8 protein-coding genes, 1 tRNA gene, 2 pseudogenes and 1 other annotated feature are annotated in these 10,501 nt (G+C 62.4%); of the genes and pseudogenes, 4 read left to right on the top strand and 7 right to left on the bottom strand.

Annotation, left to right across the window (positions count from 1 at the left end; genetic code table 11):
• Positions 1-106 precede the first annotated feature (106 nt).
• Positions 107-183 (top strand) — tRNA-Met (locus tag EV130_RS13205).
• A gap of 73 nt (positions 184-256) precedes the next feature.
• Here EV130_RS13205 and EV130_RS13200 read toward each other — a convergent pair.
• Positions 257-771 (bottom strand): annotated as a pseudogene (locus EV130_RS13200) (IS3 family transposase); the annotation flags it as partial.
• Positions 528-643 (bottom strand) — a sequence feature (AL1L pseudoknot). It overlaps the preceding pseudogene by 116 nt.
• Positions 772-988: 217 nt before the next feature.
• Between EV130_RS13200 and EV130_RS13195 the strand changes: the two are divergent.
• Both EV130_RS13195 and EV130_RS13190 read left to right on the top strand, forming a co-directional pair.
• A pseudogene (locus tag EV130_RS13195) lies at positions 989-1,292 on the top strand (response regulator transcription factor); the annotation flags it as partial.
• 132 nt (positions 1,293-1,424) lie between these two features.
• Complete coding sequence (locus EV130_RS13190; RefSeq protein WP_425375569.1) at positions 1,425-1,862, top strand: cupin domain-containing protein; 438 nt, start codon at positions 1,425-1,427, stop codon at positions 1,860-1,862.
• A 161-nt stretch (positions 1,863-2,023) separates the two neighbouring features.
• Here EV130_RS13190 and EV130_RS13185 read toward each other — a convergent pair whose 3' ends face one another.
• The 6 genes from EV130_RS13185 to EV130_RS13160 form a co-directional block, all read right to left on the bottom strand.
• The gene (locus EV130_RS13185) at positions 2,024-3,016 is read right to left on the bottom strand and encodes an ABC transporter ATP-binding protein (protein ID WP_074059691.1); all 993 of its coding nucleotides are present in this window, start codon (positions 3,014-3,016) and stop codon (positions 2,024-2,026) included.
• 4 nt (positions 3,017-3,020) lie between these two features.
• Positions 3,021-3,989: an ABC transporter ATP-binding protein gene (locus EV130_RS13180; protein ID WP_074059692.1), complete on the bottom strand. Its 969-nt coding sequence runs from the start codon at positions 3,987-3,989 to the stop codon at positions 3,021-3,023.
• An 11-nt stretch (positions 3,990-4,000) separates the two neighbouring features.
• A complete protein-coding gene (locus EV130_RS13175; RefSeq protein ID WP_074059693.1) occupies positions 4,001-5,206 on the bottom strand; it encodes an ABC transporter permease in 1,206 nt (401 codons plus the stop codon).
• A complete protein-coding gene (locus tag EV130_RS13170) occupies positions 5,203-6,183 on the bottom strand; it encodes an ABC transporter permease (RefSeq protein WP_074059694.1) in 981 nt (326 codons plus the stop codon). Before EV130_RS13170 ends, EV130_RS13175 begins: the two co-directional genes overlap by 4 nt.
• The gene (locus tag EV130_RS13165) at positions 6,183-7,583 is read right to left on the bottom strand and encodes a class-II fumarase/aspartase family protein (protein WP_074059695.1); all 1,401 of its coding nucleotides are present in this window, start codon (positions 7,581-7,583) and stop codon (positions 6,183-6,185) included. The genes EV130_RS13170 and EV130_RS13165 overlap by 1 nt, the downstream gene beginning before the upstream one ends.
• Before the next feature lie 65 nt (positions 7,584-7,648).
• Positions 7,649-9,256, bottom strand: coding sequence for an ABC transporter substrate-binding protein (locus EV130_RS13160; protein WP_132551514.1), 1,608 nt, complete (start codon positions 9,254-9,256; stop codon positions 7,649-7,651).
• Between the two features lie 125 nt (positions 9,257-9,381).
• On the opposite strand from EV130_RS13160, the gene EV130_RS13155 reads away from it, so the two are divergent.
• Positions 9,382-10,269 (top strand): LysR substrate-binding domain-containing protein, encoded by an 888-nt coding sequence (locus EV130_RS13155; protein WP_165918522.1) that lies wholly within the window; start codon positions 9,382-9,384, stop codon positions 10,267-10,269.
• Positions 10,270-10,501 lie beyond the last annotated feature (232 nt).

Here is a 10,501-nt window from a genome sequence, read left to right as displayed (position 1 = left end):
GAGAGTCGGTCGCCGCCAGGTCTGCTAAACGCAACATTCTAAATCTTCTCAACACAATCGGCCAAAACACCGGCCCAATAACGCGGTCCCTTCCGCTCAAAAATAACGCGGGGTGGAGCAGCCCGGTAGCTCGTCAGGCTCATAACCTGAAGGCCGCAGGTTCAAATCCTGCCCCCGCAACCAGATACACAAAAAGCCCGCCACACGGCGGGCTTTGTGCGTTCTGGACTACGTTTTGGGCAACGCCCAAGGATTCTCGGAGCCGTCTTGTCGGCGAACGTCGTGCGGATCGGTTTGCCTCGGATGACACCCCGAAGGCTCATCGACCTCATAAGCCGAGCGACCGTACAGCGGGCTATATCGAAGCCTTCACGCTTCAATTGCCGCCAGACCTTGCGAACGCCATAGACGCGGAAGTTCGCCTCGAATACGCGGCGCATCTCGACCTTCATCGCCATGTCGTTGCGAGCGCGAGCCGACACGCGATCCATGTCCATGCGTTTGGCGAGGGTCTCGTAATAGGTGGACGTGGCAATCGGCAGCAGTTTGCAGATCGGCTCGACCCCGAGCACCGAACGGTGTTCATCGATGAAGGAGATCATCGCTTCAGTGGGCGTCGGGCTCCGCCTGGGCGAAATATGCAGACGCTTTGCGCAGTATCTCGTTGGTCTGACAAAGCTCGCAGTTCTCCCGCTCAAGAGCCTTCATCTTCTCGGTCACTTCGCTTGGGAGCCCAGGCCGGGAACCATCGTCCACTTCGGCCTTCTTCACCTATTCATTGAGCGTCTGCGCCGTGCAGCCGATCTTGGCAGCGATCGAGCAAACCGTTGCCCATCGCGAGGAATATGCGCCTTGGTGATCCAAAACCATCCGAACTGCTCGGGCGCGGACTTCTGGTGAAAATTTGTTTGTTGTCTTGCTCATATCGGCTCCACTTTCTCAGGAGTTGGAGCCTCCGGCAAAACCCGGCGCGGTTCAGACCGTGGGGGAGGTGCGGGGCATTCAGCAGAAGAACCTGGGCAATGGGCATGGCCTCAGCGACGCGGAATACGAGATTCTCGTGGATGTGGCCCTCGGCCTGACGGACAAGGCGATCGCCCAGCGCAAAAAGCTGTCCCTGCGCAGCGTCCAGAACCGTCTGCAGCAGCTTTATGAAAAACTGGATATCTATGAAATTCCCGGGTGACGGACCGGCAGTCTGGTACAATCTGCGCATGCGGGCGGTGGCGGTCGCCCTGCTGCGCAAGGTGCTGAACGCCAGCGCGCTCGAAAGGGCGGAGCGCGAATTGCGAAATTCCGACCGGCGCGCCGCTTCGTCGCGGGGGGCATCCAGTCAACTCAGACAGTCTGACTGCTATTACCCGGAGGCTTCGGTTTCGCCGCCATTTGCACAATCGTTCAATATCTGCGGACCAAAACATGGAATGAACACGGTTGTTCACTCCAAGGAGATGCAAGTGGTAGCGGTCGTGAATTTTGAAACAGAGCTGCAAGGGGTTACCGAGCATTGGTCGCCCAGGGTCGTTGCGCAAGTAAACGATCAATATGTCAAGGTTGCAAAGGTTCTTGGGCAGATCGCCTGGCATAAGCATGACAACGAGGACGAACTGTTCCTCGTCATTAGTGGTCAGCTCAAAATTGAGTTCGAAGGGGGCAAGGAGACGGTCCTCAATCCCGGTGAGATGTGTGTTGTTCCGCGCGGTGTGCTCCACAATCCGGTGGCCGAGGAGGAATGTTCGATTGTGTTGATCGAAACAGTCACGACCAAGCACACCGGAGATATCGAAACCCCGTTGACGAAGTCGATCGAAAGCCAGATCAGCGGCCGAACCGGCGCCTCGACCCTACCCGAACGGCATTGAAGTCAGTATCCGGGCCGACCGGCCGATGCCGTCAATATGAGGAGAGCGTCGATCGAATGCTGCCGACACGACGGTCGGCTTTCGTTCGGACTCAAGCAATGGCGATCCCTTCATCCGAAGGATTCGGTTTGGTTTCCCGAACAGGAGCACCTCGTACGTGACTATCGGGCCTCGGCATTCAGGCATGCATGGGCGTGCGCCGGCGTGATCTCGCGCAGCTCCGGCCGCGTCCGGCTGCAATGTTCCGTTGCGATTGGACAGCGGGGATGGAAATAGCATCCCGGGGGCGGGTTGAGCGGCGAGGGTATCTCGCCTTTGATCGGCATGAACGTACGTCGCCGCAGCGAAATCTTGGGCATGCCGTCGAGCAGCATGCGCGTATAAGGATGCGTCGGGGCCGCGAAGAGCTGTTCGGTCTCGCCAAGCTCGACGACGCGGCCGAGATACATGACCGCGACGCGGTCGCAGAGATGGCGGATGACGCCGAGGTCGTGGCTGATGAAGATCATCGCCAGGCCGCTGTCGCGCTTGATGTCCATCAGCAGGTTGATGATCTGCGCCTGCACGGAGACGTCGAGGGCGGCCACCGCCTCGTCGCAGATCAGCATCTGCGGCTTGACGGCGAGCGCCCGGGCAATGCCGACGCGCTGGCGCTGGCCACCGGAAAACTGATGCGGATAGCGGTTGATGCTGTCGGCCGGCAGGCCGACGCGTCCGAGGATGCGGGTCACGTAGTCGCGCATTCCGGAGCGCGGCACCAGCCCGTGGAGCACCGCGGCCTCGCCGACGATATCGTCCACCCGCAGGCGCGGATTGAGCGAGGAGAGCGGGTCCTGGAAGACCATCTGGATCTTCAGCGCGTCGCGTTTGCGGGCGAGGAAGCTCTCATAGGGTTCGCCGCGGAAGCGCCGTTCGCCGGAGGAGACCGGCAAGATACCGGCGATCATGCGCGCCAGCGTCGATTTCCCGCAGCCGGATTCGCCGACGACGCCGAGCGTCTCGCCGGCCTTCAGCGACAGCGAGACATTATCGACGGCGCGGAGTATGGCGGGCGGATGGGTGTTGGTGAACCTGCCCGTCAGCTTCTGCAGGGCGCTTCGACCCGCCGTGAAGCTGCGTGACAGGTTCTTCGCTTCGAAAATGGTCTCGTTCACGCCTTTAGTCCTCGAATGGGTGGTAGCACCATATGCTATGCGTGGCGGATGCCGCGGTTGCCGGCACCGGCTCGTCGCAGACCGCGGTCGCCCGCTCGCAGCGGCTCGCGAAGGGACAGCCCTTCCCGAGTGCAAGCAGCGAGGGCATGTTGCCGGGGATCTGCTTCAGCTTCTCGCCCGGAACGTTGCGCGAGGGCACGGAATCGAGAAGTTTGCGCGTATAGGGATGGCGGGCGCCTCCGATGATCTCCTCGGTCGTGCCGATTTCCATCATTGCCCCGGCATACATGACCATGATCCGGTCGGCGAGCTCGGAAAGCGTCGAAAGATCATGGGTGATCCAGATCATGCCGAGGCCGCGTTCGTCGATCTGCCGGCGGATATGATAGATGATCTGCGCCTGGATGGTGACGTCGAGCGCCGTCGTCGGCTCGTCGGCGATAATCATGTCAGGGTTCATCAAGAGCGCGGTGGCGATGACGACGCGCTGGCGCATCCCGCCGGACATCTCATGCGGATAGGCGTTCAGCCGCTCCTCGGGCGAGGGGATGCCGACGGCCTTCAGCGCGTTGACGCAGCGGTCGTGCATCTCCGCGCGGGAGACGCTTTCGTGCTCGCAGATCGCCTCGTACATCTGGTCGCGCACTCGCATCAGGGGATCCAGCGTCATCAGCGGGTTCTGGAAGACCATGGCGATCCTGCGGCCGCGATAGGCGCGCATCGCGTCGAAGGAGAGCGCCGTCAGTTCCTCGCCATCGAGGGCGATCGAGCCGGAGACGATGCGGCCGGGCTCGTCGATCTGGCCCATGATCGACATGCCGGTCACCGACTTGCCCGAGCCGGATTCGCCGACGATGCCAAGCACCTCGCCGCGGCGAAGGTCGAAGGAAATGTCGCGCACCGACCTGATCACACCCTGGCGGGTGAAAAACCATGTATTGAGGCCGTTGACCTGAAAGAAGGGTTCCGCCATCTCCGGCTCCTCTAGCGGTCGAGCCGCGGGTTGTTGAGATCGCGTAGCCGGTCGCCGAGCAGGTTCATGGCGACGATCATCACCAGGAGAGCGACACCCGGATAGATGCTGATCCAGTACTTGTGCGAAAAGATGAACTCGTAGCCGCTGGCGATCAGCATGCCGAGCGAGGGACGGGTCAGCGGCAGGCCGACGCCGAGGAAGCTCAGCGACGATTCCAGCGAGATGGCGGCGGCGATGTTCAGCGTGAAGAGTACGATGATCTGCGGCATGCAGTTCGGCAGCACATGGCGCAGCATGATGCGGGTCGGCGAAAGACGCAGGCATCGCGCCGCCTCGACATATTCCTTGCCGAGCTCGCTCATGGCGAAGGAGCGCGCCGTGCGGGCATAGTAGGACCATTGCACGATAACGATGGCGAGCACCACCTTGCTGACGCCGTTGCCGAGGATGGCGAGGATCGCGAGGCCGACGAGGAGCGCCGGCAGGCCGAGCATGAAATCGACGGCCCGCATGATGATGGCGTCCGTCAACCCGCCCCGCCAGGCTGACAGCAGGCCGAGCCCGGTACCGACCACCAGGGCGGCACCGGCCGCCACGAGGCCGACAAAGACGCTGATGCGGATGCCGTAGAGGGTCGCCGAGAGCATGTCGCGGCCGAAGCTGTCGGTTCCCAGGTGGAAGACGAAGCCGGTTTCCTGGTCCGCCGACTTGGCGATGGCGACAAACGTGAAATTCGCCGGAAGCGTGCCGCTGAGGCGGACCTTGCCGTCCTTGGGATCGGTGACGGTCCACCAGGGCTGGACGATGTGCTTCTTGGCGCCCACGACAGTGACGCCGGCGGGCAGGTTGCGGATCTGCAGGCTGGCGAGCGGCGTTCCTACCGGTTCCACGCCGACATCGAGACAGTTCTCGCCGCAGGAGGCGGGGGCGATCGTCTGGCGGGCCTGCGCCGCGGCGGCGGGCTGGACCGAGGTCGTGGCGCCTTCGACGCGGACGGTGGCGCGGACTTCCTCGCCGGACAGCACGCTTTTCGAACCGGCGGGCTTCAGCGCGTTTGAAAGCTGCAGCTTGGTCAGGTCGTAGGGGTCGGTCGGCGAGATCAGCGGTGCAAAGAGCGCGCAGAACACGAAGGCGAGACAGACGAGAAGGCTGACGACGGCGGCGCGGCTTTCGGCGAAGCGGCCCGCGAAATCCCTGAAACCGATGGTGCTCATGTGCGTTGCCCCAGGACGGATTTGACGCGCGGATCGATCGCCATATGCAGGACGTCGACGATGAAGTTGATGGCGATGAAGAGCAGCGCCGTATAGGTGAGCTGCGCGACGATCAGCGGCCGGTCGAGAACCTTGATGGAGTTGATGAGAAGTTTGCCGAGCCCCGGCCAGGAGAAGACCGTTTCGGTGATGACGCCATAGGCCAGCAGGTTGCCAAGCTCGATGCCGGTGACGGTTATTAGCGGCACAAGCGCGTTGCGCAGGATATGGCCGACGATCACCTTGCGGGTGCGCACGCCCTTGGCATAGGCGAACTTGACGAAGTCGAGGCGGGAGATCTCCATCGTCGCGGCGCGGGTGACGCGCATCAGCAGCGACATCTTCAGGAGTGCCAGGCTGAACGCCGGCATGACGATGTGCGACCAGCCGTCGAGTGTCCAGAGACTACTGGTGATGCCGAGATGGGTGGCGACCTGGCCCCTGTCGCCGACCGGCAGGATCGGCAACGCGATGCCGAAGGCGACGATCAGCAGCATGCCCTGCCAGAAGGTCGGAATGCTGACGCCGATCAGCGAGAAGGCCATGACGCCGCGACCGACCGGCGATTGCGGCCGCAGCCCCGAATAAAGTCCGGCGGGCACGGAAACCGTGACGGCGATGAGGAAGGCGACCGCACCGAGCTCCAGGCTCGCCGGCAGGCGCTGCAGGATGATGCTGATCGCCGGCTCCTTGTAGACGAAGGAGGCGCCCCAGTCTCCTTGCACGGCGTTGCCCAGGAAGACTAGATATTGCTGCCAGAGCGGCTTGTCGAGGCCGAGCGCGGCGATCGCCGCCAGCCTGTCGGCCTCCGAGGCTTCCGAGGAGATCAGGATGTCGGCGGGATTGCCGATCATCCAGACCCCGACGAAGAGCACGATCGACAGGATGAGGACGACGATCACGCTTTGCAGCAGGCGTTGCAGCACGAAGGAGAGCATCAGCGGGCGGCCTTCAGATAGACGTTGATGTTGCGTTCTTCGGCTGTCGGGATCGCCTCCGTGATATCAGCGGCCAGCGATCCAAAATGCAGCGCGTATTCGGCGCAGATGCCGCCGATATTGCCCTGTTCGAGCCGGCTTTCGATATCGGACGCGAGGGCGGCGCCATCAGGCAGATGCGCGAGCTCTTGCAGGAACGGCGCCCTGCCGTCGGCGGCGGCGATCGCCGCGTCATGCACCAGTTCGTGTCCCTTGTGCTTGCCGAGCGTCCTGCCGAGCTGCATCATGACATACTCGCCGAAGATCGCACCATGCGACAGGTCGAGATTGGCCCGCATTCGCGTCATATCGACCCGCAGATCGCGCACCAGGAGTTCGGTTCGCACGAGGATTTCGGAAATGGCGCCGACGACCTCGACCAGTCCGTCCTCGAACATCTGGTTGGCGCTCCCGTCCGACTCGAAGGGCCGGTGCGCCGTCGCCATCAGCATTCCGGCGCAGGAATAGAGCCGGTTGCTGTTGGCGACGATGCCGTAGCAGAGGATCGGATTGATCTTCTGCGGCATGGTGGAGGAGCCGATGGTGCCGTCGATGCGGCCCTCGTGCAACTCGCCATATTCTTCCGAGGTGCTCTGATAGACCTCCTCGGCGATCTTGTGGCAGACGGAGGCCGTCAGGCTGAGCGCGTTGACATAATCGCACATATGCGTGCGGATCGCCCGTGAGGGGATAGCCATCTCGCCCATGCCGAGGAGGGCCGCGGCCCGTGACTGGACGGCGGGACCTTCCCGGCCGAGCGCCGAAAAGCAGCCGACGGCGCCGCCTGTCATGACGACGAAGGCCCGCTTTTCGGCTTCCTTCAGCCGCTCCGCCGCCTGCAGGAATTCCTCGATCCACACGGCGACCTTGAAGCCGAAGGTGATCGGCACGGCATGGCGGTAATGGGTGCGCCCCGCCATGACCGTATTGGCATGGTCGCGGGCATGACGGCCGAGATGACGCAGGATATCGGCAAGCAGTCCGTCAAGCACCGTCTGGGCGCGCTTGGCGACCAGCAGCAGGCCGGTCTGGATGACGTTCTGCGTGGTGATGCCCCAATGGACATAGCCGCCGTGCTCGGGCCCGCAGAGCCTCACGAGATCGTTGATGAGCGGCATCAGCGGGTGCCGGGTCGTGCGGTAGGCCTCTTCCAGCCGCCGCATGTCGAGACATTGGTAGCGGCAGTGATCAGCGATAACCTTGGCGGAGGCCGCCGGGATCATGCCGAGTTCGCCCTGGGCGAGCGCCACGGCCTTCTCGACATCGAGGAAGGCCTGGTAGAGCGCCGGCGCCGCGAAGGCTTCCCGCAATCCCCGATAGTCGTATTGCGACGCGAGCACGTCGTTGAATTCAGTACCCATCTGGCTTTCAACTTTCGTGAGGAAAGGGCGAGGCGGAAGGGAACCGCCTCGCCAGGTCGCCGCGTTTATTCGGGACGTGCGGTGTAGAAAATGTTCGTCAGGTTGGCATTGGCGTCGAAATGCACGCCGTTGCGCACGCCCCAGACGCCGAACTCGTGATAGAGCGGCACCAAAGCCTCGTCCTTGCGCGCCTGGGCGACGGCGGCGCGGAGCAATTCCTCGCGCTTGGCGTCGTCGAGCATCGACTGTGCCTCTTCCAGGAACTTGTCGGTCTCCGGGCCGGAATAGCGGCCGCGATTGGCGCCGCCCCAGCCGCGATCCGGGTTGCGGGTGCCGACGGCATTGATCATCTGGCTGAGGCCTTCGCCGGTATCGGCGGCTGCACCGGCGAGATAGAAACTGTATTCGTAGGCGCTCGCCTTGGTGAAGTAGATGCTGAGAGGGAAGGTCTCGAGCGTCACGTTGAGGCCGACTTGCGACAGCATCGCCGTGACCGCCTGAGCCACCTGCGCGCCGTTGACGTAGCGGTCGCTCGGTGCGTTCAGCGTCAGCGAAAAGCCGTTCGGATAACCGGCTTCGGCGAGCAGGCGCTTCGCCTCTTGCGGATCATATGGGAACGGCTCGATGGTCGGATTGTGGCCGAATATGCCGTCGACGACGATCTGGCTCGCCGGCTGCGCCATGCCGCCCATGATCGTCTCGGCGATCTCGTCGCGGTTGATGGCAAGGTTTAGCGCACGGCGCACGCGCGGATCAAGGAAGGGGTTCTTGCCATCGGTGCCGGAGACTTTCGGGGTCGGCTCCTGGCCTTGGTCGGGCAGCAGGAAGATCAGGAGCGTCGACGGCATGGAGGAAAGATGCAGCTTGTCGGAGGACTGGATGCTGTCGATGCTGTTGATCGGCACGGCATTGATGACGTCCACCGAGCCGCCGAGCAAGGCTGCGATGCGGGCGCTGTTGTCGGGCAGGGATTTGACCAGAACGGAATCATAGGCGGCCGGCGTTCCGTAGTATTGCTCGTTCCGCTCCAGCGTGATTTCGACGTCCGGCGTGAATTTCTTGACCTTGTAGTGACCGATACCCGGTGAGATGCCGCCGTTGTTGAAGCCGGCCGTATCCAGCCAGTTGTCGTTGCCGCAGGTCGTGTCGTCATAGGTCAGCGTGCGGCCGGTCGGGTTTTCGACAATGCCGATATTGCTGAGGCTGCGCAGAAGATTCGGATCGGATTTCTTGGTGCTGATTTCGATCTTGCCGTCGCCCAGATCCTTGATGCCGGAGATCGTGGCGATGAAGCTCGAGAAGAGGCCGGGGCTGTTGGGAACGTTGCGCACCCGGCAGAGCGAATAGATCACATCGTCGGCTCCGAGCGGATTGCCGTCATCGAACTTGGCCTTCGGCTCGAGGGTGATGACCCATTTCGTGTCGCCTTCGATGCGCCAGGATTGCGCCAGACGCGGCTCGACGCTGCCGCTGACGCCGTTGTTATAGACGAGCGCATCCGAGACGTTTTCGCGAAGGTCGAAATTGTAGCCGGCGCGGTGGAAATGTGGATCGACCGAGGTCGCGATCGCGGCCAGCCCGACGCGCAGTTGTTCGGCCGAGGCCGGGACGGCGGCGAGCGTGGTGGCAGTTGCAAGCGCCGAAGCCAGGCTTGCCAGTGACAGACGTTTCATGGTTCTCCTCCCATTTTTTCTGGAGGTGACCGTAGCGCCGCGCCACTTGGCAAAAAATCGATTTTATTTCCTCTGTATTGAGTTTTTCTCAACGAAAAGTTATGGGAAACCGAGGGGAGGCAAAGATGGCACAGAGACCTGGGCGCAGCCTGCCGCCGATGACCTCGCTGCCTGTTTTCGATGCGGTCGGGCGTCATATGAGTATCGTCAAGGCGGCGAACGAACTCTGTCTGACAGCCGGCGCTGTGAGCCGGCAGATCCAGAATCTCGAAGCCTTTCTGGGGTGCGAGCTTTTTGAGCGGGTGCATCGGCGCATCGCGTTTACGCCGGCCGGCGAAGTCTATTGGACGAAGATTCATGCCTCGCTCGATACGATCCGCGGCGTGACGAGCGATCTCGCCGTCGGTATCGAGCGACGGCCGCTGGTCATCGGCAGCCCGCGCGTCTTTTTACAGAAGTGCATCATGCCGGCGCTTGGCACGCTCTATGCCCGCAACCCCGATATTGTCGTGAAATTCGTTACCGGCGCGCAGGACATCGATAGCGTCGACGGCACAATCCACGTCGGCGAGGCAATCGATCGCAAGGGCGTCCTCTGCGAAATTCTCGGCGATGCCGACCTGACGCCGGTCTGCAGCCCCTCTTACCTGCGCCGGGCGCCGAAACTCGAAACCCCCGATGATCTCGAGCATCATACGCTTTTGCGCTCGGCCGAATTCACCCGCAACTGGGAACGCTGGCTCGGCCCCCGCTCGCCAAGGATATTCGCCCATGCGCGCTTCATCGACATGGAGAGTTCCGGTCTCGAGCCGACGGCCGCCGTCGAAGGGCTCGGCATTGCCATCGTCCGCCAAAGGCTGGTGAAACGGGAACTGGCGGAAGGCCAGCTTATCGCTCTGTTCGAGAAAAACATGGTGCATGAGCACTATTTCTTCCTGTTCGCCGAGCCGAAACTTCGATCCCACAGCTTCCGATCCTTCCGTACTTGGCTCAGGGACGCGGTTGCGGAATAGAACGGCCGGTTCGGATCCTTGCTGAAGTGCCCGTCCGGTCCCTGAACGACGGACCTTTACCAGCTTGGCCCGGTTCGCTGCTTTAGACCGATCAAGGCCTCGTTCATCAGCATGTATCGGCCCTCGCGATTTCCTGTAGCAGGTTTGATTCCCGCTTGAGGTGCCGCGACCAATGCGAAATGACAAGTCTCCGTGCCATCAGGCCCCCGCAACCAGATACACAAAAAGCCCG

It is taken from the genome of Rhizobium azibense, assembly GCF_004342325.1.
GTDB lineage: Bacteria > Pseudomonadota > Alphaproteobacteria > Rhizobiales > Rhizobiaceae > Rhizobium > Rhizobium etli_B.
The sequence above is the reverse complement of the archived record's forward strand: the minus strand, read 5'-3'. Positions and strand labels throughout refer to the sequence as shown.

What these genes read in the sequence shown, in the direction of transcription:
- EV130_RS13170 (WP_074059694.1), bottom strand. Translation starts at nt 6,183, where the DNA reads ATGCTCTCCTTCGTGCTGCAACGCCTGCTGCAAAGCGTGATCGTCGTC.
- EV130_RS13190 (WP_425375569.1), top strand. Translation starts at nt 1,425, where the DNA reads ATGAACACGGTTGTTCACTCCAAGGAGATGCAAGTGGTAGCGGTCGTG.
- EV130_RS13165 (WP_074059695.1), bottom strand. Translation starts at nt 7,583, where the DNA reads ATGGGTACTGAATTCAACGACGTGCTCGCGTCGCAATACGACTATCGG.
- EV130_RS13175 (WP_074059693.1), bottom strand. Translation starts at nt 5,206, where the DNA reads ATGAGCACCATCGGTTTCAGGGATTTCGCGGGCCGCTTCGCCGAAAGC.
- EV130_RS13155 (WP_165918522.1), top strand. Translation starts at nt 9,382, where the DNA reads ATGGCACAGAGACCTGGGCGCAGCCTGCCGCCGATGACCTCGCTGCCT.
- EV130_RS13160 (WP_132551514.1), bottom strand. Translation starts at nt 9,256, where the DNA reads ATGAAACGTCTGTCACTGGCAAGCCTGGCTTCGGCGCTTGCAACTGCC.
- EV130_RS13180 (WP_074059692.1), bottom strand. Translation starts at nt 3,989, where the DNA reads ATGGCGGAACCCTTCTTTCAGGTCAACGGCCTCAATACATGGTTTTTC.